We start from the raw sequence: 20,828 nt of genomic DNA on the forward strand, positions 1-20,828 counted from the left end.
TCCCCGCTCGTACACCCCGAAACTCGATGCCCTTCACCGAACTACGGGACGTCTTCTCCCGCATCGACATGTTCGGCTACGGGCCATCTCGCCGCATCGCCGCGAACAGGTCGGCGGTCCGAGGGCGAAGCAACGGGGCGTGCTCATGACCGAGGTCGCGACCGCCCAGGCCATGTCGGGACGCTATGACGAGGCCCTGTATCTGGCGTCCAACGCGCTCACGGTGGGGACAACGTATGGCTCGGAGCGTGTCCTGCATCGGGTCAGGACCTTTCGCCGTGCCTATGGTGGCCCGCCGTCCAACGCTCTCCGGTCGTTCGACGAACGTCTTCACACCACTCTGCTCTGAGGGGGATCATGGTCCGCATCGCCGTCTCCGGCCATCGGGGTTTGCCGGAGGAGACTGCCGTACTGGTCGATCGGGCGATACGTGAGGCGCTCGCAAGTCATGTGGGCCTCCGAATCAGCCGAGCAGTTGCTCCTGGCCTCTGATGGGAGCGACAGCACGGGTGTCATCCCGTCAGGAGCGGGGCGTGAAGGTGCGGGGCGGCGTGGCGGTCGCCGAGATCACCGGCGGGCTGGTGGCGGGCTTCAGGGAGTCGCGACCTCCATGTCCCCGGAGTCGCTGGACAGCGCGATCGAACGCTGGGCCGAGGTGTCACTGACGGTCCTGATGACCTTGTTCCCGGAGTCGGTTTTGGCGTCGATCCGGTACGGCCTCTGCGGCACATGGATCACGGTCTTGCCCGAATCGGTGACGGTCGTGACCTTGTCGGGCGGCCCGGTGAAGGTCAGGGTCATGTCCCCCGAATCGGTCTTCGCGACGACGTACTTGGCCGTCAGGCCGCTGGCCTCGACGGCTCCGGAGTCGCTCGTGGCCTCCAGCGTGCCCGACAGCCCCTTCAGCGTCAGGTCCCCCGAGTCGGAGCGGACCTTGACGCGCAGGCCCTTGGGCACCTCGACCTGGTAGCTCACGTCGCAGGTCACGCCCCAGGCGCCCAGCCCCCAACTGGTCGGGCAGTCGAACGCCAACTCCAGCGTGTCGCCCCGTACCTCGCGGCGGGTCGTCGGCTTGTTCTTGCGCCAGTTGAGGCGCTCGATCACATGAATGCCCTGCCGATCCGACTCGACCACGTCCACGGTGCCGGCGTCGGCTTCGATGTGCAGCGCCGCCACCTTGTCGGTGAGGTCGTACGACGCGGTGTCCGCCTCGGACGGAATACCGGCGCCGCATCCGGTCAACACCGCCGCGAGCCCGAGCAGGCCCGCGATCACCGCTGTTCTCTCCATCTTCATGGTGCTCAATTCTGGGCGACCCGCCCCGTACCCGGCCTCAAGGTCATCCCTGAAATCCCCCTGATGACATCACTGAGTGAACCCGGCGATCACCAAGGGCAGCGCCTTGCGAACGGTCTGGTTATGGTCCACGTCGCCCGTGTCGGTGAGGGTCTGCGTCGCGCCGCGGGAGCGCAGGTCGTCGCACCTTGTCCAGGAACTCCGCCGCGAACAACTTCTCGGACGTCGGCGGCAGCGCCTTGACGATCCCCGCGGCCTGGTGGTTCCCGTCGAAGAGCCCCTCGGCCTGCTTGTCGTACGGGCGCGGAACAGGCTGGCACACCCACCCACGATAACAGAGCGCGCGCTCCGGAATGGTGTATCTTTTGTGGATGTCGTCCTGACCGGAGTAATTACCGAAAGTAATGAGGCGATCTTGGTACGTGGGCGGAAGCGGTCACGTGAGCGACCTCGCCAGCGGAGCTGAGGGCCTGCCGCGCCCGCGCTCGCAGTGGAGCCGATCTCCGGACTCGAGCGGCATCCCCCCTGTGACGACGTCAAGTCAGGAGTTTTCGATGTTTCGCAGATCTCTGTCGGTCGTTCTTGCGACGGCCTCCGTCATGACCCTGCAAGCACTCGCGTCAGCGCCGGCGAACGCGGGCGCGTACGGCTGCACCGGATCGCTGGTGCGCAGCTGGCCCCTGCCGCTGAAAGACGCCATTACCCGAAAGACCTATTACCGGAGTGACGTCAAGCTCTACTACAACGCGAGAACCGGCTGGAACTGCGCCGTCCTCGCCAAGCGTCCCGGCCTCCCACGGTACGGCGTGCGCACTCCGATGAATATATATATGGAAAACGACCTTATGGGCGACGACAATGTGAAGAACGTGAAGAACAAGAGAGACTACGATGGTGGGAACTTCAAGGTCTACGCGGGTCCGGTGAAGGTCTACGGCAGGAACCTCTGCGTGACCATCAAGGCCGAACACGATGACGCCGAGAACCACGGCAGCGAGCCCACCAAATACCAAGGTCGTCTCTGGCTCCTCAGGGTGGGTTGTCGCTGATCCGCTCGAACCGCTGAACCACCGTCCCGGCGAGCTTCCTGCGGGCTGAGCGAGTACGCCGCCCGCAGGATTCCTATGCTTGGGCCCGTGCACGATCACTCCGGCCATCAGCATCCTCTCGACCGATGGGGGAACGCACTGCGCTACGTCGCGGCGCTGGCGCCGATGCTCTTTTACGGCGCGCTCTGGGTCTGGCTCGTCCCGCAGGAGCCGGATCGGCTGCCACGCGCCCTGCTCGACGTGGGCCTGAGCGTGGTGGCGCTGGTCCTCATGAGGTGGCGGCACCGGTGGTCGTGGCAGATCGCCGCGGTGACCGCGCTGCTGACCGTCCTGTCCAGCATGGCGACCGGTCCCGCTTATGTGGCGTACGTGTCCCTGTGCGCGCACCGTCGCTGGCGGCAGATCATCCCGATCGCGGCCCTGTTCTGGGCCTGCGCGGGCGGGTACGCGTTCGCGGACGGCCCCACGCAGCAGGCCATGATCAGCCTGGTCACCAGCACCGCGATCCTCGGCGGGCTGACCGTCTTCGGTCTCTACCTCCGCTCCCTGCGCGAGGCCGACCTGGCCGCCAAGCGGGCCGAGCTGCAGCGCATCGAGCAGGCCAAGCTGACCGAACGCGCGAACATCGCCCACGAGATGCACGACGCGCTGGCCCATCGCATGTCGCTGCTGGCGATGCTCGCCGGCGGGCTGGCCCACCGAACAGACCTCGGCCCGGAGGAGATGCGGCAGACCGCGCAGGCCGTCCAGGAGAGCGCCCACCAGTCACTCAACGAGCTTCGCACCGTGCTCGGCACCCTCCACTCCGAGGGCGATACCGCGGGCCCGCAGCCGACACTGGCCGACCTGCGAGAGCTGTTCCATGAGGTACAGGCGGCCGGGCAGAAGGTCGACGTGGCCGACACCATCGAGCAGCGCGACCTGCTGCCCACACAGACCGGGCGCAACGCCTACCGGGTCGTTCAAGAGGCGCTCACCAACGCGCGCAAGCACGCGCCAGGCAGCAGCGTGACGGTCGAGCTGAACGGGCAGCCGGGCGACGCGCTGTGCATCCGCGTGACCAACCCGACGCCTTACGGGGCTTTCGCCGGTCCCGGTGGCAGGCTGGGCCTGGTCGGCCTGGGGGAACGGGTCCGTATGGCGGGCGGCACGATAGCGCACGCCAACCAGAACAGGCACTTCGTCCTCGATGTCCGGCTGCCGTGGAAAGCTTGACCCCCTGAAGAGTTGCCACTCAGGGCCTCTGCGTCCGCGGCTCCCCCGGTGGTGGCGGGCACCCGATCGATGTGGAAGCCGATCTGCGGCGTCCGGGCCGACCAGGGAGCCATCTCGGTCGGATTCTCGACCTGTGTCGGCATCGGCTTGGCCAGGAGCCATTTGGAGTGTGATTCGAGCGATTAGGGTGAGCAGCGAGGGCACACTAGTCGGGTAGCGGTTCTCTGCCGGGAGACGCGGATGGCGTTCTGGTCGCGGCTGTTCAAGTGGGGGGCGGGCGATCCGCTGGCCGAGCGGGAAGAAGCGCGTCGGCAGGGGATGCGGGATGCCCGGCAGCATCCGCTTGGGGAATTCACGGACCCGGAGTTCCAGCCTTCGTACGTGACCGAGGTGCGTGCTCTGGCGCGGGAGCGGATCACCGAGGTCGATCGGCGGCTGGCGGCCACCAGGACCGCGCTGCTTGAGCGGGCTGTGGGGGCTCGGGAGACGATACTGCGCGAGCTCGGGCGGGCCGATCTGCGGCCGGTCGGCGGCAACGGGTCCGGATCCGGGGTCAAGGGTGCCGGATCGGCGGGTGATTCCACTGCTGCTTCTGCCGATGCTTCGGCCCGGGCCTCCGCTGGTGGGGAGGATGCGTTCATTTCCATCGCGGAGGCCAGGCGGCGGCGGGGTGAGGCGCGGCGCAGGGTGGTGTTACAGGAGGCCAGTGACACGGTTCATCGGGCCAGGGCGCAGATCGAGCGGCTCACGCAGGAGTGGGAGAGTGCGCTGATCGAGCGCAACCACGCCGTGGAGACCGTGCATGCCAGGGCCGAGCAGCTCATCGCCGCTTATCGGGGTGGGGTGATGCGGGCTCATCCGCGCAAAGAGGAGATTCCGTCGCTGTGGAAGGGCGAGGTCATAGCCATGGACTCCTCGGGAGACAGTGCTGCGGCGGTCTCCGGGCGGGAGGAGATCGGGCGGATCATGGAGGAGGTCGAGGCGCGGATCGAGGCGTGGCACGCCGAGGTCATACCGCGGGCGCTGCCCGGCGAGGTACGGCGCTCCCTGCCCAGAGAGGCAACCCCCGATGCCGACCCGGACTCGGAGGGTTCCGATGGGGACCTCGGTTCGGACGCCGCCATGAGTCCCGACGCCGATCCCGATGCAGACCACCACACCGCTTCCACCGCGCGCGCCGACTCGGCCCCCGCCTCCGAGCTGGGTCCTGCTGGAGAAATGGTGCCTGATCAGGGGGCCGGGTCTGAGGGTGATGGGCCGAGGGCTGGAGGAGGGCGATGACGGATGGAGGCGGCTGCGGCGGGTCTCGGGGGGAGCTTCTGAGACGGATACCTGCGCGCCCAGTCGCCGGGCCGAGAAGGGGCATGGCGCGGCGTGGGGTAGCCATTGTGGGGATCGTCGTCCTGGTGGGGGCGGGGGTCAGTGGGTGTGGTACCGAGGCGAAGGCCGTGTGTGGGGTGGTCGTGGACTCCACGAGTTATGCCGATCCGGCAACCTCCCGCAGTGATGTCACCTCCAAGTTGCCCGCCTTCGCCCAGGGCTGTGACTGGATCGCGTACGCCGCCGTGACCGGGAGCTCCGAGAGCAGTACGTGCCGCCAGGACCCGGTGTCCATCGCGGCGACCAAAGCCGAGAACCCCAACGCGAACCCGGTCGTCGAGGACCGCATCCGGACCCATCGGATCACCGAGGTGCTCCCCCGGGCGGTGAAGCTGTTCGACTGCCCGACCGAAGGCGAGGGGTCGGATGTGCTGGGGGCGCTTCGGTACCTGGTCAAGCAGATGAGCGCCCAGCGGCAGCCGGACAAGGCGCATCAGATCATCGTGTTCAGCGACCTCATCAACAACCGGGGCGAGCTGAACATCAACAAGCTCGACCTGAGCGAGGCCGCCAGAAAGCAGAAGGCCAAGCAGTTGCGGGAGTCGCAGTTGATGCCTGATCTGGCGGGTTACGGGGTGGTCGTGCATGGATTTCTGCGGGAGAAGACGGCGAGTCCTGACCGTTTCCCGCTGCTGGAGGACTTCTGGAAGGAGACGTTCGAGGCGGCGGGAGCGAGCCCGGTCGACCTCCTGTAGCCGAGGGTTTCGAGAGCGCTCTCTGGCTGCGAGAAAATGGCCTTGCTCCCAGCCGTCAAGGCTGTGAATGCGGTTTGTTGACACGGCGTTACGGCTGTGTTTACGTCTCGTTGAGAGAGCGCTCTCTAGCAAACGATCTCTGCTCAAGCCTCCGCATCCCCCAGGAGCAAGGAATGGCAGCACAATCACCGAGCCGCAGGCGCTTGGCGGCGGTGGCCGTGGCGCTGGCGGTGCTCTCCGCCCTCCTCGTGCACGTGGCCGTGAGTGCGTCCGCGGCCGTGCCCCCAACCCCTTCCGGCTGGTCACTCGTCTGGTCGGACGACTTCAACGGCAACGCGGGCGCGCCGCCCTCGTCGGCCAACTGGATCGTGGACACCGGGCACGCGTACCCCGGCGGGCCGGGCAACTGGGGCACCGGCGAGATCCAGAACTACACCGGCTCCTCCTCCAACCTCGGCCTCGACGGCGCCGGAAACCTGCGCATCACACCCCAGCGCAGTAGCTCCGGCGAATGGACGTCGGCGCGCATCGAGACGACGCGATCCGACTTCAAGCCGGCCGACGGGCGGGTACTGCGCATCGAGGGCCGCATCCAGATGCCGAACGTGACCGGTCAGGCCGCCCTCGGCTACTGGCCGGCGTTCTGGGCGCTCGGCTCGCCGTACCGGGGCAACTACTGGAACTGGCCGGGCATCGGCGAGTTCGACATCATGGAGAACGTCAACGGCATCAACTCCGTCTGGGGCGTCCTGCACTGCGGCGTGAGCCCCGGCGGGCCGTGCAACGAGACCACCGGGCTGGGCGCCAACCGCGCCTGCCCCGGCTCGACGTGCCAGGAGGCCTTCCACACCTACCGCTTCGAGTGGGACCGCAGCGTCAGTCCCAACCAGTTGCGCTGGTACGTGGACGGCCAGCAGTTCCACAGCGTGAGCCAGTCGCAGATGGACGCCACGAGCTGGGCCAACATGACCGGGCACGCCGGCTACTTCCTGCTGCTCAACGTGGCCATGGGCGGGGCGTTCCCGAACGCGCTGGCCGGCAGCGGGACGCCGGTCGCGGCCACCGTCCCCGGGCGGCCGATGGTCGTCGACTACGTGGCGGTATGGCAGAGCGGCAGCTCCGGACCCACCAACCCGCCAGGCGGGGTGGACGCCCGCTCGACCATCCAGGCCGAGAGCTACCAGGCTCAGTCGGGCACCATCGTCGAGACCACCACGGACACGGGCGGCGGCCAGAACGTCGGCGCCATCGCCAACGGCGACTGGCTCCGCTTCGACGGCGTGAACTTCGGCTCCACGGCCGCCGGGCAGTTCAAGGCCAGGGTGGCGTCGGGGGCGGGGGCCGGGGTGAGCGGGCTCGTGCAGGTACGGCTCGACAGCCCCACCGCCACACCGATCGGCGACTTCGCGCTGGCCAACACGGGCGGCTGGCAGAGCTGGCGGACGGTACCGGCGAACATCTCGGGAGTAACTGGTACGCACACGGTCTACCTGACGTTCAGCAGCGGGCAGCCGGCCGACTTCGTCAACGTCAACTGGTTCACGTTCTCCACCGCCTGATCGCCCCGGTCCGTCAGTCCCCTGAGGGATCGCCTCTGGGGGGAGATGGCGGGACCGCTCTGATCACCTGGCTAGGGTGGCGTCATGATTCTGCGCCATGTGACGATCGACTGTGCCGAACCGTACGAGCTGGGGACCTTCTGGAGCCAGGTGACCGGGTGGCCGGTGTCCGACGAGGACGAGCCGGGTGATCCGGAGGTGCTCGTCGTGGCGCCCTCGCCTGTGCCGGGCCTGCTGTTCATCCGGGTGCCGGAGGGCAAGACGGTGAAGAACCGGATCCACTTCGACTGGATACCCACCGGCCACCGGACCCGCGACGAGGAGGTGGAGCGCATCATCTCCCTTGGGGCGAAGTTGTACGAGGACCACCGGACCGCTGACGGGCGCGGCTGGGTGACGCTGCGCGATCCTGAGGGCAACGAGTTCTGTGTTGAGCGCAGCGAAGCCGAGCGCGCCAACTGATCAGACGCTGGGCGACGCTCCCGGGGTGTTGGCGCTGCGGCGTCTGACCACGATGCGTTCGGCCCAGCTCGCCGCCTCCGGGTCGTGCAGGCCCTCCACCACGCCGCCCAGGTACGCCGTGCCGAGGCTGTCGAACCCGCTGTCGAGCTGCCTCATCCTGCTGGCCTGACGCCGCTCGACGGCCTGGAGGTACTGGGCGACGCTCTCCGCGTACCCGGCGTCTCGCTGGTAGTCGGCCTGGGCGGCGGCGCAGGCCGACGCCTCGGCGTCGCGTTTGGCGCGCAACTCGCGCAGGCGGCGGTCGTTGGGGTTGTGCATCCTGCGCCCCAGGTCCGCGGCGATCAGCGCGGTGGCGACGAGCAGGGCGAGCAGCAGGATCATGGTGGGCAGGAGGCCGACGCCGGAGGAGGTGGGCCCGATCTCCTGGCCGTCCACGACCAGCGGCTTGACCAGGGCCTCGCGGCGGAGCACGGCCACGGCGACGATCAGGCCGAGCCAGACGAGCGCGACACCGATCAGCAGCCAGCGCCCTTTGGCCGGGCTGCCGTTCTCCTGCCAGGCCCGGAACGACCTGCCGTACATGTGCGGTGCGACCAGCATGATCAACGCGGCGCCCGCCGCGAGCAGTGCGGTCATCGCCACGCTGTCGCCCCAGTTCAGGATCACCTGGTAGAGGATGGGCACCTCGACGATCAGCAGGAGCAGCAGGAGCAGCGCGGCGGGCAGCCAGCGGCGTACGACCGGCCAGCGGCTGCCGGACAGCGCGATGGAGCTGGGGCGGCCGTCGCCGGGGCGCCTGCTCGGCTGCTCCAGCTCGCGCACCCGGCGCTGGGTGTCGTCGAGGGCCTGGCGGGCCTCCCCGAACGTGCGCTGCGACTCGGTCAGCTTGATCTTCTGTGCCTCGAACTCGGCCCGGGCCTGCTGGATCTCGCGCTCGGTGAGGTTCTCGATCTGGGCCAGTTCGGCCAGGCGCTCGTCCTCCAGCTCGTGGAAGCGCGGCACGCTGCCGGTTTCGAGGGTGAGCGTGTCGATCTGGCCGTCGGTGGCGTGGGCGCGGCCCAGCTCGCGTTCCTCGCGGCGGCGCTGCGCCCAGTCGGGCAGGTGGTAGAGATCTCCGTCGTACGCGACGGCGGGGGCGATACGGGCGACCTGGCGTGGCTCGTCGGATTCGTCCCCGTGCTCGTGCTCGTTCCGGCGAGTGAAGCGCATGCGGCCTCCAACGCGGTCCTGTCATTCGATGCTAATCGCCGGGAATGCGGAACAATGGCGTCGTGAGCGAATTGCCGGTGATCGATATCTCACCGCTCCTCTCCAAAGGGAACGCGGACGCCGTGGCGGAGCGGATCGGCGCCGCCTGCCGGGACAGCGGATTCTTCTACGTCTCCGGCCACGGGGTCTCCCCCGAGCTCGTCGCCCGCCTCGACGCGGCGGCCAGGAGGTTCTTCGAGCTGCCGGTCGAGGTGAAGAACGAGATCTCGATGGAGCGCGGCGGCCGGGCCTGGCGCGGGTTCTTCCCGGTCGGCGACGAGCTGACCTCCGGGCGGCCGGACCAGAAGGAAGGCATCTACTTCGGCGCCGAGGAGCCCGCGAGCGAGCTGCCGTTGCACGGCCCGAACCTGTTCCCCGAGCAGGTGCCCGAGCTGCGCGCGGCCGTACTTGACTACCTCGGCACGATGACCGGCGTCGCCCAGGCCGTCATGTCGGGGATCGCGCTCAGCCTGGAATTGCCCGAGGACTATTTCCGGACCGGCTACACGGCCGATCCGACCATCCTTTTCCGGATATTTCACTATCCGCCCGCGGCGCCGGACAAGGACGCGTGGGGCGTCGGCGAGCACACTGACTATGGGCTGCTCACTCTCCTGCTTCAGGACGGCAACGAGGGGCTCCAGGTCCACACCTCTAGCGGCTGGATCGACGCGCCGCCGCTGCCGGGCACGTTCGTCTGCAACATCGGCGACATGCTGGACAAGCTCACCGGGGGTCTCTACCGGTCCACTCCGCACCGGGTGCGCAACCTGAGCGGCAACGAGCGTCTGAGTTATCCGTTCTTCTTCGATCCCGGATGGGATTGTGAGGTGCCGCCGCTTCCGTACACACCTGGAGGCCGCGCGCGCTGGGACGGGCAGGATCTGCGAGCGTTCAGCGGCACATACGGGGACTATCTCCTCGCCAAGGTGTCCAAGGTCTTCCCCCATCTCGCCGACGCGCTATAGCCCCCGCGCCCGGCGGAGTGAGCCGGGCGCGGTGAGGCCGTCCAAGCGGTGAGGCCGTCTAGGTGGATTCCCGCACCACGAGGCGGGTCGGGACGATGACCGACGTGGTGTGCCTGCCTTCCAGCCTCGACAGCAGCAGCCTGGCCAGCGCCATGGCCTGCTCCGCGACCGGCGCCTGAACCGTGGTGAGGGACGGGGTGGTGCAGGCGGCCGCGTCTATGTCGTCGAAGCCCGCGATCGCCAGGTCGTCAGGCACTCGGCGGCCCGCCTGCCGGGCCGCGCGCAGCGCGCCGATCGCCAGGTGGTCGGAGGTGGCGAAGACGGCGTCCAGCCGGGGGTTGTCCGCGAGCAGGCGCCGCGCCGCCGCCGCGCCCGATTCCAGGGTGGGGTCGGCGGTTGCGATCAAGGGGTGCGCGCCTGCCCGTTCGAGCGCGTTTCGGTGCCCCGTCAGGCGGTCCTGGACCGTGACCAGGTCCAGGGGGCCGCAGATGATGCCGAGGTCGCGGCGGCCGGCGGCCAGGAGGTGGTTCGTCGCCGCCGCCGCGCCGCCGATGTTGTCCACGTCCACGTAAGGGACCAGAGAGGCGACCGGCGGCTTGCCGAGCAGGACCAGCGGCAGGCCCGTGCGGGCCAGGCTCTCGGTCAGCGGGCCGGTCCGGTCCGGCATGGCGAGGATGACACCGTCCACCAGCCGGGCCTCGACGTGCTGGACGATGCGCCGGTGGCTCTCCGCCGTGTCGGCGAGCATGAGCGTGATCCGCTTCCCCGCCCCTTCCAGGACGCTCGTGACGTACTGGACGACGGCCGCGGTCAGCGCCTCGCCGCCGGGTCTGGGCGCGGACAGGACCAGCGCGATCGACTCCGTGCGGCGCGTGACCAGGCTGCGGGCCGCCGCGTTGGGGACGTAGCCCAACTCCTGTACGGCGCGCAGCACGCTGGCGCGGGCCTCGGAGCTGACCGACGCCTCGCCGTTCATGACGCGGGACGCGGTGGCCCTGGAGACCGAGGCGCGGGCGGCGACGGTCTCCAGCGTGGGCCGTTTCGGGCGGCTCTCGCCCAGGCCGTTGCGCTTGATGACGTCGCGGTACCAGTGGGCGCTGTCCTTCGGCCGCCGCCGCTGGGTGGCGAAGTCGACGTGGTAGACGCCGAACTTGCGCTGGTACCCGTCGGCCCATTCCAAGCAGTCCAGCAATGACCAGAGCAGATATCCGCCGACCCGCGCACCCTCCTCGATCGACACCCGGAGTGCCCGCAGGTGCTCCTCGATGAAATTGATCCTGTCGACGTCGTGAATGCCGTCGCCCGATATCACGTCGACGAAATCGGCGCCGTTCTCGGTGAGCATCAACTGGGTTTCTGGATATTCCCGGGAAAGGCGGCGGAGCAGCAGCGGGAGTGCGTCCGGGACGATCGGCCAGCCCATCGCGGTCACCGCTGTCGGCACGGTGCAGAAGAGAATTCCCGCGCTTCCCGGATAGGCCGGGTCGGCGGGCTGACTCGGCTGGGCCTGTACGACGGTCGGCGCATAGTAATTGACGCCGAGCAGGTCGATCGGCTGGGAAATGGTGGCCAGGTCGCCGTCCTGGATGTGGTCGAGGCCCGCGGCCCGCTCGATGACCGGAAGCAGCTCGGCGGGATAGGCGCCGCGCAGCACCGGCTCCAGGAACTGCCGGTGCAGCAGCGTGTCGATCCTGGCCACCGCCTCCGCGTCCTCCTCCGGCAGCTCCATCGACAGGTCGCCGACCTGGCCCGGCGTCATGACGGGGCCGAAGTTGAGCACCAGCCCCACCTTGGACGGGCGCAGCGCCTGGGTCGCGAGCCCGTGCGCCAGCAGCAGGTGGTGCGCGCTCCTGAAGGCGTCGCCCGCCGAGGTGCGGCCCGGCGCGTGAATGCCGGAGCCGTAACCGAGAAAGGCCGCCACCCACGGCTCGTTGACCGTGAACCAGGTGTCGACGCGGTCGCCCAGCCGATCACGCACGACCCGCGCGTAGTCGGCGAAATGAGCGGCCGTGTCGCGGACCGCCCAGCCGCCCTTGTCCTCCAGCGCCTGCGGCAGATCCCAGTGGTAAAGCGTCGCGTACGGCTTTATGCCCGCGCCGAGTAATTCGTCGACCAGCTTCTCGTAGAAATCCAGCCCGGCGGCGTTGATCCGCCCCGAGCCATCGGGGACCACCCGCGGCCAGCTCACCGAGAAACGATAGGCGGTCACGTCCAGGTCTTTCAGCAGGCCGATGTCCTCGACATATCTGTGGTAATGGTCGCAGGCGGCCTGCGAATCGGAAAAGGTGTCCCAGATGGACGGTCCCCGGCCGTCGGCCACATTGGCGCCCTCAATTTGATAGGCGGACGTCGAGACGCCCCAGACGAAATTCGCGGGAAAGGCTGCGCTGCTCACTTGCCCAGTATCCTCCGGTGAAAGATCGAGCGCCCAGTCTCCCCCGGCGCGCTCGTCGCGCGCCAGCCGGGACAGGCTGTATACAGGGCGCGTGGAACTGGACCGGCTGGATCGTGACATCATCGCGGCGCTCGTCGACGACGCCCGCCAGACCTATGCGGAGATCGGGCAGCGGGTCGCCCTGAGCGCGTCGGCCGTGAAGCGCCGGGTCGACCGGCTGCGCGATGCCGGGGCGATCACCGGGTTCAGCGCCAGGGTGGCGCCGCAGGCGCTCGGCTGGACCACCGAGGCGTACGTCGAGCTGTTCTGCCAGGGCAAGACCAAGCCGTCCGACATCGCGCTGGCCGTGGCCAAGTGCCCGGAGGTCGTCGCGGCGGCCACGATCACGGGGGAGGCCGACGCGCTGGTGCACATCCGGGCCACGGACGTGCGGCACGTCGAGCGGGTGATCGAGCGGCTGGCCGCCGAGGCGTTCGTGGTGCGGACCAAGAGCTCGATCGTGCTGTCGCGGCTCGTCGACCTGCCGCCGGGAGCCATCCCCGAGGTGCCGCCCACCGGCGGTGCCCTGCCGGAGTCGGACCCGTTCGGGGGTTCCGTACCGGATGAGCGCAACAGAACGCAGGTCGGTGGTTGAGACTCGCAACAGACCCGCGCGTACACGCAATGTCAACCCCTTGGCCTGCGCAAACATAAATTTCTAGGCTGTCTTCGTCCCCGCAGGGGACATTTCCCGACGACCCCGACGGAGACCTGCATGCCCAAGCACTTCCTCATGTGCCGCCCGGAATACTTCACGGTCGAGTACGCGATCAACCCGTGGATGCATCCCGAGGCCGACACCGACCGCGATCTCGCGATCCGGCAGTGGGAGGGCCTCAAGTCGGCTTACGAGAGCCTCGGGCACCAGGTCAGCCTCATCGATCCCGTCGAAGGGCTGCCCGACATGGTGTTCGCCGCGAACGGCGCCCTGGTCGTCGGCGGGCGCGTCTACGGCGCCAGGTTCGCCTTCCCGGAGCGGGCCGCCGAGGGTCCGGCCTACCTGCGCTGGTTCGCCGAGAACGGCTTCCCGGTCAAGGAGCCGGTGCACGTCAACGAGGGCGAGGGCGACTTCCTCACGCTCGACGACGTCATCCTGGCCGGCACCGGCTTCCGTACGAACCTGGCGGCGCACCAGGAGGCGCAGGAGTTCACCGGCCGTCCGGTGATCTCGCTGACGCTGGTGGACCCGCGCTTCTACCACCTCGACACGGCGCTGTTCCCGATCGACGGCCGCAACGTCGCCTACTACCCCGCCGCCTTCTCCGAGGGCAGCCGCGCGGTGCTGGCCCGGCTGTTCCCGGACGCGGTGCTCGCGACCGACACCGACGCCGAGGTCCTCGGGCTGAACGCGGTCAGCGACGGCACCCACGTAGTGATCAACGCCGAGGCGGGCGACCTCCAGCTGGAGCTCAAGCGGCGCGGCTACGAGCCGATCCCCGTCGACCTGTCAGAGCTGCGCAAGGCAGGCGGCGGCCCCAAGTGCTGCACGCTGGAGATCCGGGGGGAGAACTGAGATGAGCACCACCCAAGAGCTGATCGACGTAAGCGAGCGCCGTAGCGCGCACAACTACCACCCGCTGCCCGTGGTCATCCACGAGGCACACGGCGCGTGGGTGACCGACGTCGAGGGCAAGCGTTACCTGGACTGCCTGTCCGGCTACTCCTCGCTCAACTTCGGGCACGGCAACCCGAAGATCATCCAGGCGGCTCAGGAGCAGCTGAAGAACCTGACGCTGACCAGCCGGGCGTTCTATCACGACCAGTTCGCCACGTTCTGTGCCGGGCTCGGTGACCTCACCGGCAAGGACATGATCCTGCCGATGAACACCGGCGCCGAGGCCGTCGAGACCGCCGTCAAGGTCGCCCGCAAGTGGGGCTACGAGGTCAAGGGCGTCCGGCCGGAGCAGGCCAACATCATCGTGATGGAGGACAACTTCCACGGCCGGACGACCACGATCGTCAGCTTCTCCACCGACCCCGACGCCCGCGACAATTTCGGTCCCTACACCCCGGGTTTCCGGATCGTGAAGTACGGCTCGGTCGAGGCGATCAGGGAGGCGATCGACGCCGACACGGTGGCGGTGCTGCTGGAGCCCATCCAGGGCGAGGCCGGGGTGCTGGTGCCGCCGGACGGCTACCTCACGCAGGTGCGGGAGCTGTGCACCGCCGAAGGGATCCTGATGATCGCCGATGAGATCCAGTCGGGTCTCGGGCGCACCGGCAAGACGTTCGCCTGTGACCACGAGGGCGTCGTGCCCGACATGTACGTCCTGGGCAAGGCTCTCGGCGGCGGCGTCGTACCGGTCTCGGCGATCGCCGCGAACGCGGACATCCTCGGCGTGATCAAGCCGGGCCAGCACGGCTCCACCTTCGGCGGCAACCCGCTGGCCTGCGCGGTCGGCAACGCGGTGATCGAGATCCTCAACACCGGCGAGTTCCAGGCCAGGGCGAGCGAGCTCGGCGAGGTGCTGCACGCGCGGCTGCGCGAGCTGATCGGCCACGGCGTGGTGACGGTACGCGGGCGCGGGCTGTGGGCGGGCGTCGACATCGACCCGTCGCTGGCCGGCGGGCGCGAGCTCTCCAAGGCGCTGATGGCGCGCGGCGTGCTGGCCAAGGACACGCACGGCTCCACGATCCGGCTGGCGCCGCCGATCGTGATCTCGGAGGAGGACCTCGTCTGGGCGGTCGACCAGCTCGCCGACGCCCTGGCCTCGTTCCGCCAGAGCTAGAGACCACATCCGGAAACAGGTACGGCCCGCGCATCTACTCCGGGGCGCGGGCCGTACTGGTTCAGCCGGTCTTCGTAGGGACAGGGGCCGTCGGCTCAACGGTGGCCTCGGCTGTGGCCGAGTCGGTCGTCGGCTCAGCGGTGGGCGGGACGGTCGTCTCGACAGGAGCCGGAGCGGTGGCCGTGACGGTCACCTCGACAGTGGGCGGAGCGGTCGGCTGTCCGGTGGAGTCCGCCGTCGCGCCGGGTTGGGGCAGGCAGGAGGAGTCCTTCTCCGCCTTACTCGCTTGCTCCGGCAGCCGGTCCGCGACACTCACCTTCAGCTGGGCCGTCAGGGCGAGCACGCTGCCCACCGGCGCGCCGGCGGCCTTGGCGTCCACGACCGTGTGCCGCTCCCCCAGCAGCATGTGCGTGTCCCGATCGAAGATCAGCTGCTCCAGGATCCCGTGCGATTCCCTGCCCAGGGCCACCCCCTGGCGCCCGTCGGAGTCCTCGACCCCTTCGGCCACCTGCACCCCCGGGATCTCCTTGGCCGCCTCGAACAGCGCGTCACGCTGCGCCTTGGGCATGTACGTCTCCCTGAGCAGGTCCCCCGCCGCGACGAACGCCTCCCGGTCGGCCTCCCCCTTGCCGGCGGCCTCCTTGCCGCCGGACTGCGCGGGCTGCCGCTTGTAGAGGAAGTCCCGCATCGCCGCCGGGTCGTTCGGCAGCGTGCTGAGGTAGGCGTAGTCGGTCCGGAAGGCCGCGAGCCGGTCCGGGCAGGAAGCGAGTTGCATCCAACTCTCCCCCTTCCACTTCTGTGCCTCCTTGGGCAGCGGCTCGCCCGGCCACGGCTTGGGCGAGAGCCCCGCGATGAGCAGCACGCCGTCCGCGCTGGCATCGGCCGACTGCCAGATCTCGCGGTGCGTCCGGTAGAGATAGCGGATCATCTTGCCGTTGGCCTGCGTGAACGAGCTGTACATCGTGTTGGACGCGACCATGATGAACTGCCCCGGCTTGGGCTGCAGCTCACCGTCCGACACGGCCGCCGACTGGGTGGCGGCCGACGTGGCCACCCCGATCTTCGGCTGCTGCGCCGACAGAGCCACGGCCACGCCCCCGACAAGAGCGACCGTCACCCCGAACGCGGCCGCGGCCTGCCAGCCCAGCTTCGGCAAGCGAAACCCGCGCCCCTCGCGGGCCTCTCGTAGCAACCGTTCACGCGCCTTCGCGCGGGCCTCCTCCGGGTACGACGGAGCGGCCGGCCTCCCGTCCGCGAACATCCGGATCTCGTCATCCATGCTGGGGCTCCTCTGCGAAGGGGTCGATGCCGCCGAGAGCTCTGCGTACCTTGACGCGGAGCCGGTGCAGCCTGGACCGGACCGTGCCCACCGGCACGCCGAGCGCGAGCGCCGCGTCCTCGTACGTCAGGTCCGCCCACGCCACCAGCAGCAGCAGGTCGCGCTCCGCCGCGCTGAGCCTGGTCAGCGCCCGCGCCAGCCTGGGCTGGAGCTGCTCGGCGGTGACCCGGTCCGCGCTGCGGTCGTCGAACGAGCCCGGCCGCTCCGCGCTCACCTTCGACATCGCGTGAATGCGCCGTCGCTCCGCCCTGCGATGCTGGGCGACGACCTTGGTGGCGATGCCGTACAGCCAGGGCCTGGCGTCCGGCCACGTACGGTCATAGCGCGCCCGGACGCGGAAGGCGACCAGGAACACCTCGCCCGTCACGTCCTCGGCCGCTTCGGGACCGAGGCGCCTGGCCGCGTACCGGTGGATCTCGTCGGCATGCCGGTCGAACAGCACCGCGAAACGTTCCGGATCAATCACCGACTGCGCGATCAGCGCCGAGTCGTCCAGCGTTTCAGGTTTCTCCTGAACACCCACCACGTGCCGGTCCTCTCTCATGCGGTCACCCTGTTGTTGACCGCACGCGGGACCTCGGTTCCACCTATTTCACGCTATTTCCACGCCGATCCGCCATTGAGGCGCCACGCCAGGAGGCCCTCTGAAGCCCGCTGGGCCGTGAAGCCGGCCGCGTCGAGCTCGGCTTCGAGCCGCTCCCTGCCGGGCCGATGGCTGACGCTCACCACCTCGTCCTCACTGATCAGCACCCCACGCTGCCTGATCTGGTAGAGGAAGCGCCACCTGACGGTCTCGCCCGCCGTCTCCAGCACCTGTCCCCAGATCTCGTACGTGTGCCTGCCGACCTGGTACGACCCCATGCGCTCGAGCTCGCCCGGGACGGCGGGAGGCGGTTCGCGGTGGTTGAACACCAGCAGCCCGCCGGGTTCGAGCTGCCTGGCCAGGACCTCCCAGAGCCGCTCCCGCTCGGCGGCGTCGAACCCGTGCAGGACCGAGATCATCACGATGGCCTCGACCGGCTCGTCGACCTCCACGTCGAGCGCGCCGCACGGCAGGACGGTCACGCGGGACAGCAGGTCGGCGCGCTCGGCCAGGCGGGAGACCAGGACCGAGCGCATGCCGAGCGACGGTTCGACGGCATAGATCTCCGCCGGCGTCTCCCACGCGATCAGCTCGGTGATCAGGCCGGTGCCGGCTCCGATCTCCATGATGCTCCGACCGATGCCGCTGAGCAGCGGCGGGAGGAGCCGGCGTACTTCCGGGACGTGCCCGTCCTCGTGCCACAGGTCGTAGAAGGGCACGGCGACGGAGTACTGGTCATGGTACACAAAAGCCAACGATAACCGTTTTCACGGAATCCGTACAGAATCGATGTGCTTGACCGCGTCACCGGATGATTCGTACCAGTCCAGTTCGCCGGGCAGCGTCAGCGTGGCCACGGCGTTCTGGAACCACGGCCCGGCGATGACCTCCCAGCGGAACGGCGGGCGCGGAATGCGGGCCAGCCGCGCCAGCAGCCCGCCGACCAGCGTGGCCAGGCCGAACTGGCTGAACACGTTGGCCCAGCGCAGCACCGGGCTGAGCGGGTTGCGGATCGGCGAGCAGACGACCTGGTAGATCGGCCGGCCGTTGACCTTGGCCAGGTAGGAGTAGTGCACGTCGCCGGACAGGAGCAGCACCGGCTTGCCGACCTCGACCAGCAGCCGGGCCAGGTCCTCGAACGAGCGGCGGAAGGCCGCCCAGTGCTCCAGGTCGATCGCCTGCCGGAACCGCTCCGAGAGCCGCGCGACTAACCGGCCCCACTTGCCGTCGCAGAGCGCCTCGTTCCAGTTCTGTACGAAGTGGACGCCCTCGGGCAGCAGGAACGGGATCGACGAGCCGATGACCAGCCGCTCGGCGGGCTTGGCGACCTCCTCCCGCAGCCAGGCCCACTCGACCGGGTCGAGCATCCGCCGGTCGCCCGGAGTCAGCTGCCTGGCGCACCGGGTGTCGACCATGATCAGGCGGGTGTCGCCGAGTTCGCGGGAGTAGCTCCACCGATTGCTGCTCGGGTCGGCGTCGGCCCGCTCGGCGAAGGCGTCGAGCGCGTCGCCGCCCTCGCCCTTCAGCAGGCCGGCCAGCAGCGCGTCGTCCGCCCGCTCGGCCGGCGACAGGTTGCCGAGGTGCTGGTAGACCCAGTAGGCGCCGAGCCCGGCGATCACCCGGCGCTTCCACCAGGAGGTCGCGGCCATCTGCTCGCGCCACGTCTGTGAGGTGTTCCAGTCGTCGCGCAGGTCATGGTCATCGAAGATCATCGCGGTGGGCACGGTGGACAGCGCCCACCGGATCTCCGGCTCGGTCCACGCTTGGCGGTAGAGCTCGGCGTACTCCTCGAAGTCGGCGATCTCCTTCTGCGGCTCGCTGTTCCTGCGCGCGGCGATGAACTCCAGCATCTCGGGCGACGGGTTGTCGGCGTAGACCTGGTCGCCGAGGAGCAGCAGCAGATCCGGCCACTCCTCGGGGCCGGCGTCCTTGAGGTGCGAGCCATAGGTGCGCAGCACGTCCTCGCCGTGGGTCAGGACGTACGTGCCGTCGTGAGGCACGCTCGTGCGGCAGGAACCGAACGCCAGCCGGCTCGGCCCCTCCGCCGGGAACAACCTGATCCGGCTGGGTGGCCAGCCTTCCAGCGGCCAGACCCGCTCTTCCCCTATCTTGACCACGTACGAGTCGACGTCCTCGGTCAGGCCGAGCAGATCGACGATCGCGTAGTGGTGTCCGTGGACGGTGAACGTGGACGAGGTGAAGGCCCGGCCCGCGGCCTCCACGGTGACCACGCCGGGTTCGCCGACCTCCACCCAGATCGAGGCGCTGGCTGAATCGACGTAACGCAGCATGGGCCCGACGACCAGTGCGGGCATCAGTCCCCCAGATTCGACAGTTCGGCACACTTGCCGGGGCAAGCCTGCCAGAGTGGCGCGTTTGCAGCATCCCGCTCAGCGCATGTAATTGATGACAGCAGATCGCCTTGGATACGGCAATCCGAAAACCGTAGGCGGCGATAAACGCCGCGCTCTAGGATGATCGTGACACGAACGCCCAAACAAGGCAGGCAATGGCGCCTGTCTTACGTACCGGGCGTAGACAACAGGAGGACTCCCTTCCATGACCGTCATGGTGCCGTCAAGGACGCCGGCCCTGATCACACCTGGCCGCCAGGCCCTCGATTCGGCTCTCCACCAGCTGGACCAAGCCGCCGAACATCTCCGGCTCGACGCCGGGCTCCGCACGATGCTCGCCACACCGCGCCGCTCGCTGACCGTCTCGGTCCCCGTGCGCCGCGAGGACGGGCGCATGGACGTCGTCCAGGGCTTCCGGGTCCAGCACAACGTCTCACGCGGGCCCGCCAAGGGCGGCCTCCGCTTCCACCCGAGCACCGACATCCATGAGGTCACCGCGCTGGCGATGTGGATGACGTGGAAGTGCGCGCTGGTCGGCATCCCGTACGGCGGCGCCAAGGGCGGCGTGGCCGTGGACCCGACCGAGCTCACCCAGCGCGAGCTGGAGCGCGTGACCCGCCGCTACGTCAACGAGATCCTGCCGATGATCGGCCCGGAGAAGGACATCCCGGCCCCCGATGTCGGCACCGACGAGCAGACCATGGCCTGGATCATGGACACCTACAGCGTCAACACCGGCTACTCGGTGCCCGGCGTGGTCACCGGTAAGCCGCTGACGCTGGGCGGCTCGCTCGGCCGGACCGGCTCGACCTCGCGCGGCGTCCAGATCGCCGCCATGTGCGCGCTCGGCCGCTCGCCCGAGGGCGTGACGGTGGCCGTACAGGGGTTCGGCAAGGTGGGCGCCCCGGCCGCGCAATACCTCTCCGACGCCGGCTGCACGGTGGTCGCCGTGTCCGACGCGACGGGCGCGGTGTACGCCCCCGGCGGGCTCGACATCGCCGACCTGCGCGCCTGGGCCGCCGAGTCGGGCGGCGTGTCCGGCTACCGCCACGCGGACGCCCTGGACCACGCCGAGCTGTTCGAGCTGGACGTGGACGTGCTGGTGCCCGCGGCCCTGGAGGGGGCGATCACCGCCGAGAACGCGCCGCGGATCCGCGCCCGCCTGATCGTGGAGGGCGCCAACGGGCCCACCACGCCGGAGGCGGATGAGATCCTGGCCGCCAACGGCACGATCGTGGTGCCCGACATCCTGGCCAACGCGGGCGGGGTGATCGTGTCGTACCTGGAGTGGGTGCAGAACATGCAGGCCTACTCCTGGAGCGGCGGCGAGGTGGAGCTGAAGCTGCGCGACCTGATGGAGGGCGCCTACGCCGAGGTGCGTTCGCTGGCCACGGCCCGCGACCTCACCCTGCGGCAGGCGGCGCACGTCATCGGCGTCGGCCGGGTGGCGGAGGCACACCAGATGCGCGGCCTCTACCCGTGACGGCCTGAACTTTAGTAGCCCCCTGCCGTAGCCC

General features: G+C 69.1%; 19 protein-coding genes and 1 pseudogene. 12 read left to right on the forward strand and 8 right to left on the reverse strand.

Annotation, left to right across the window (positions count from 1 at the left end):
* Window positions 1-145: 145 nt before the first annotated feature.
* Window positions 146-349, forward strand: a complete 204-nt coding sequence (locus AB0B64_RS02840; RefSeq protein WP_358174194.1) for a hypothetical protein — start codon at window positions 146-148, stop codon at window positions 347-349.
* A 242-nt stretch (window positions 350-591) separates the two neighbouring features.
* Here AB0B64_RS02840 and AB0B64_RS02845 read toward each other — a convergent pair whose 3' ends face one another.
* The gene (locus AB0B64_RS02845) at window positions 592-1,296 is read right to left on the reverse strand and encodes a DUF4097 family beta strand repeat-containing protein (RefSeq protein WP_358174196.1); all 705 of its coding nucleotides are present in this window, start codon (window positions 1,294-1,296) and stop codon (window positions 592-594) included.
* A 121-nt stretch (window positions 1,297-1,417) separates the two neighbouring features.
* Window positions 1,418-1,618, reverse strand: coding sequence for a hypothetical protein (locus tag AB0B64_RS02850; RefSeq protein WP_358174198.1), 201 nt, complete (start codon window positions 1,616-1,618; stop codon window positions 1,418-1,420).
* 118 nt (window positions 1,619-1,736) lie between these two features.
* Between AB0B64_RS02850 and AB0B64_RS02855 the strand changes: the two genes are divergently transcribed.
* The 6 genes from AB0B64_RS02855 (at window position 1,737) to AB0B64_RS02880 (ending at window position 7,656) form a co-directional block, all read left to right on the forward strand.
* On the forward strand, window positions 1,737-2,345 hold the full coding sequence (locus tag AB0B64_RS02855) for a hypothetical protein (RefSeq protein WP_357947485.1): 609 nt from the start codon (window positions 1,737-1,739) through the stop codon (window positions 2,343-2,345).
* An 87-nt stretch (window positions 2,346-2,432) separates the two neighbouring features.
* The gene (locus tag AB0B64_RS02860) at window positions 2,433-3,560 is read left to right on the forward strand and encodes a histidine kinase (RefSeq protein WP_358174201.1); all 1,128 of its coding nucleotides are present in this window, start codon (window positions 2,433-2,435) and stop codon (window positions 3,558-3,560) included.
* A gap of 240 nt (window positions 3,561-3,800) precedes the next feature.
* Window positions 3,801-4,841, forward strand: coding sequence for a hypothetical protein (locus AB0B64_RS02865; RefSeq protein ID WP_358174203.1), 1,041 nt, complete (start codon window positions 3,801-3,803; stop codon window positions 4,839-4,841).
* A gap of 182 nt (window positions 4,842-5,023) precedes the next feature.
* On the forward strand, window positions 5,024-5,635 hold the full coding sequence (locus AB0B64_RS02870; RefSeq protein ID WP_358174206.1) for a hypothetical protein: 612 nt from the start codon (window positions 5,024-5,026) through the stop codon (window positions 5,633-5,635).
* A 173-nt stretch (window positions 5,636-5,808) separates the two neighbouring features.
* The gene (locus AB0B64_RS02875; protein WP_358174208.1) at window positions 5,809-7,194 is read left to right on the forward strand and encodes a glycoside hydrolase family 16 protein; all 1,386 of its coding nucleotides are present in this window, start codon (window positions 5,809-5,811) and stop codon (window positions 7,192-7,194) included.
* 84 nt (window positions 7,195-7,278) lie between these two features.
* On the forward strand, window positions 7,279-7,656 hold the full coding sequence (locus AB0B64_RS02880) for a VOC family protein (RefSeq protein WP_357947470.1): 378 nt from the start codon (window positions 7,279-7,281) through the stop codon (window positions 7,654-7,656).
* Here AB0B64_RS02880 and AB0B64_RS02885 read toward each other — a convergent pair whose 3' ends face one another.
* Entirely contained in the window at window positions 7,657-8,865 is a 1,209-nt protein-coding gene (locus AB0B64_RS02885; RefSeq protein WP_357947467.1) for a hypothetical protein, read from the reverse strand.
* 62 nt (window positions 8,866-8,927) lie between these two features.
* Between AB0B64_RS02885 and AB0B64_RS02890 the strand changes: the two genes are divergently transcribed.
* Window positions 8,928-9,872, forward strand: coding sequence for a 2-oxoglutarate and iron-dependent oxygenase domain-containing protein (locus AB0B64_RS02890; RefSeq protein WP_358174211.1), 945 nt, complete (start codon window positions 8,928-8,930; stop codon window positions 9,870-9,872).
* A 58-nt stretch (window positions 9,873-9,930) separates the two neighbouring features.
* On the opposite strand, the gene AB0B64_RS02895 is transcribed toward AB0B64_RS02890, so the two are convergent.
* A complete protein-coding gene (locus tag AB0B64_RS02895) occupies window positions 9,931-12,267 on the reverse strand; it encodes a GH1 family beta-glucosidase (RefSeq protein ID WP_358174213.1) in 2,337 nt (778 codons plus the stop codon).
* 91 nt (window positions 12,268-12,358) lie between these two features.
* Between AB0B64_RS02895 and AB0B64_RS02900 the strand changes: the two are divergent.
* The 3 genes and pseudogenes from AB0B64_RS02900 to rocD all read left to right on the forward strand — a co-directional run.
* Window positions 12,359-12,793, forward strand: a pseudogene (locus tag AB0B64_RS02900) (Lrp/AsnC family transcriptional regulator); the annotation flags it as partial.
* 228 nt (window positions 12,794-13,021) lie between these two features.
* Complete coding sequence (ddaH, locus tag AB0B64_RS02905; RefSeq protein WP_225290805.1) at window positions 13,022-13,819, forward strand: dimethylargininase; 798 nt, start codon at window positions 13,022-13,024, stop codon at window positions 13,817-13,819.
* 1 nt (window position 13,820) lies between these two features.
* Window positions 13,821-15,035 carry an ornithine--oxo-acid transaminase gene (gene rocD, locus AB0B64_RS02910; protein ID WP_358174216.1) on the forward strand — a complete coding sequence of 405 codons (1,215 nt, stop codon included), beginning with the start codon at window positions 13,821-13,823 and terminating at the stop codon, window positions 15,033-15,035.
* Between the two features lie 61 nt (window positions 15,036-15,096).
* Here rocD and AB0B64_RS02915 read toward each other — a convergent pair whose 3' ends face one another.
* Genes AB0B64_RS02915 through AB0B64_RS02930 form a run of 4 tightly spaced genes read right to left on the reverse strand, consistent with a single transcriptional unit; the run spans window position 15,097 to window position 19,272 of the window.
* Window positions 15,097-16,314, reverse strand: coding sequence for a CU044_5270 family protein (locus tag AB0B64_RS02915; protein WP_357947455.1), 1,218 nt, complete (start codon window positions 16,312-16,314; stop codon window positions 15,097-15,099).
* Window positions 16,307-16,918 (reverse strand): RNA polymerase sigma factor, encoded by a 612-nt coding sequence (locus AB0B64_RS02920; protein WP_357947452.1) that lies wholly within the window; start codon window positions 16,916-16,918, stop codon window positions 16,307-16,309. The genes AB0B64_RS02915 and AB0B64_RS02920 overlap by 8 nt, the downstream gene beginning before the upstream one ends.
* Before the next feature lie 53 nt (window positions 16,919-16,971).
* On the reverse strand, window positions 16,972-17,703 hold the full coding sequence (locus AB0B64_RS02925) for a class I SAM-dependent methyltransferase (RefSeq protein WP_358174218.1): 732 nt from the start codon (window positions 17,701-17,703) through the stop codon (window positions 16,972-16,974).
* A gap of 21 nt (window positions 17,704-17,724) precedes the next feature.
* Window positions 17,725-19,272: an alkaline phosphatase D family protein gene (locus AB0B64_RS02930; RefSeq protein ID WP_358174221.1), complete on the reverse strand. Its 1,548-nt coding sequence runs from the start codon at window positions 19,270-19,272 to the stop codon at window positions 17,725-17,727.
* Between the two features lie 244 nt (window positions 19,273-19,516).
* Between AB0B64_RS02930 and AB0B64_RS02935 the strand changes: the two genes are divergently transcribed.
* Window positions 19,517-20,794, forward strand: a complete 1,278-nt coding sequence (locus AB0B64_RS02935) for a Glu/Leu/Phe/Val dehydrogenase (protein ID WP_357947443.1) — start codon at window positions 19,517-19,519, stop codon at window positions 20,792-20,794.
* Window positions 20,795-20,828: the final 34 nt, after the last annotated feature.

Source organism: Nonomuraea sp. NPDC049129 (assembly GCF_040648495.1).
Lineage (GTDB): Bacteria > Actinomycetota > Actinomycetes > Streptosporangiales > Streptosporangiaceae > Nonomuraea.

Coding starts and splice junctions, on each gene's coding strand:
- AB0B64_RS02915 (WP_357947455.1), bottom strand. CDS start 16,314: ATGGATGACGAGATCCGGATGTTCGCGGACGGGAGGCCGGCCGCTCCG.
- AB0B64_RS02845 (WP_358174196.1), bottom strand. CDS start 1,296: ATGAAGATGGAGAGAACAGCGGTGATCGCGGGCCTGCTCGGGCTCGCG.
- rocD (WP_358174216.1), top strand. CDS start 13,821: ATGAGCACCACCCAAGAGCTGATCGACGTAAGCGAGCGCCGTAGCGCG.
- AB0B64_RS02935 (WP_357947443.1), top strand. CDS start 19,517: ATGACCGTCATGGTGCCGTCAAGGACGCCGGCCCTGATCACACCTGGC.
- AB0B64_RS02865 (WP_358174203.1), top strand. CDS start 3,801: ATGGCGTTCTGGTCGCGGCTGTTCAAGTGGGGGGCGGGCGATCCGCTG.
- AB0B64_RS02920 (WP_357947452.1), bottom strand. CDS start 16,918: ATGAGAGAGGACCGGCACGTGGTGGGTGTTCAGGAGAAACCTGAAACG.
- AB0B64_RS02930 (WP_358174221.1), bottom strand. CDS start 19,272: ATGCCCGCACTGGTCGTCGGGCCCATGCTGCGTTACGTCGATTCAGCC.
- AB0B64_RS02885 (WP_357947467.1), bottom strand. CDS start 8,865: ATGCGCTTCACTCGCCGGAACGAGCACGAGCACGGGGACGAATCCGAC.
- AB0B64_RS02875 (WP_358174208.1), top strand. CDS start 5,809: ATGGCAGCACAATCACCGAGCCGCAGGCGCTTGGCGGCGGTGGCCGTG.
- ddaH (WP_225290805.1), top strand. CDS start 13,022: ATGCCCAAGCACTTCCTCATGTGCCGCCCGGAATACTTCACGGTCGAG.
- AB0B64_RS02880 (WP_357947470.1), top strand. CDS start 7,279: ATGATTCTGCGCCATGTGACGATCGACTGTGCCGAACCGTACGAGCTG.
- AB0B64_RS02840 (WP_358174194.1), top strand. CDS start 146: ATGACCGAGGTCGCGACCGCCCAGGCCATGTCGGGACGCTATGACGAG.